Here is a 1,108-nt window from a genome sequence, read left to right as displayed (position 1 = left end):
CGCAAATGCGTTTTTCAACGGCCGCTATGCGGAGCAGAACGGCCGCTCGTATTTAGTTGATTGTTGATAAGTTATCGTATGTTTATCTTGATTGTGTAGTGTTTTGTTGCTCTTTTCATGATGGAATTAGCAGACACTTCATCATTCAAAATCATAGCTTTCCAGCTGTCTGGATCCCGTTGAGAGCAAACGATCGTACTCCGGTGCTGTTCATTGCGTTTCTCCAGTAATTCAAAAAGAATCTTGATTTCGCGCTCATCTGTGATCGTATGAAGCAGAAAGTCATCAAGGATGATCAGATCCCATTTAAGATACTTTTTCATCTTGCGGGCATATTTATCATAGTCCTGCTCTTTAAGAGCAACCATGCTCTCCAGGAGCTCTTCACTATGAAAATATCCAACGTTATATCTATTGCAGGCTTTAATACCAATGGCCTTGGCCAGATAGGACTTTCCGGCATCAGATTCGCCGAGAATACAAAGATTATAGCCCCTTTCAATGAAATCCAGTGAAGAAAGAACATCGGTTATCCCTGATGGAAGGTATTCTCTCTTATCAGAGTCAATGCACTCAGACAGTTCTTCAGGTGATCCTTTTAGATGAGCTGCCGTTAATCGATTCTTCAGTGTAGTACTGACTTTTTCTTGAAACTGTGGTTCTATAAGCTCTGCAATCAGTGTCAGACGGTCCATTTCAAGGAATCCAGGCTTATGATACAGATCATCCAGCGTTGCAGCCATTGTCGATAGTTTCAGCTCATTGAGTTCATCAACAAGCTCATTGATGAGTTCGGTTCCGGTAAGCATCAGTCATCTGCCTCCTCTCTCATCTGATCCGCAAGCGCTTTGCTGCGGGATAAAAGAGTATCAATGCTAGAGGCTTCCGGAGGCATGACATAACCACCCCTTGTTGGTTCTTTCTTTTGGACAGACCCATGTCGATAACCGGCATCGCCAAGATCATCTGCAATGACAGAGATGGTGTTCTTAATAAAGGTATATTTCTGTTTGTTTAATGAGATTGCCTGTTTACAGCACTCCTCTAAAGCTTTGTTACTGTACTTTTTGGTAAAGTTCAGGATACCAAGACACATGCGGTATGTCTG

2 protein-coding genes are annotated in these 1,108 nt (G+C 42.5%); both read right to left on the bottom strand.

Annotated features, from left to right (window positions below; all coding sequences use genetic code 11):
- Nucleotides 1-71: 71 nt before the first annotated feature.
- Nucleotides 72-809 (bottom strand): ATP-binding protein, encoded by a 738-nt coding sequence (locus ACTNA4_RS16070; protein ID WP_291805378.1) that lies wholly within the window; start codon nt 807-809, stop codon nt 72-74.
- Nucleotides 809-1,108 (bottom strand): hypothetical protein (locus ACTNA4_RS16065; protein ID WP_441031169.1); only part of this gene is annotated, 300 nt, incomplete at its 5' end. The genes ACTNA4_RS16070 and ACTNA4_RS16065, both read right to left, overlap by 1 nt.

Source organism: Bariatricus sp. HCP28S3_A7 (assembly GCF_052066375.1).
Classification (GTDB): domain Bacteria; phylum Bacillota; class Clostridia; order Lachnospirales; family Lachnospiraceae; genus Allocoprococcus.
This window is presented reverse-complemented; position numbering and strand designations above follow the sequence as displayed.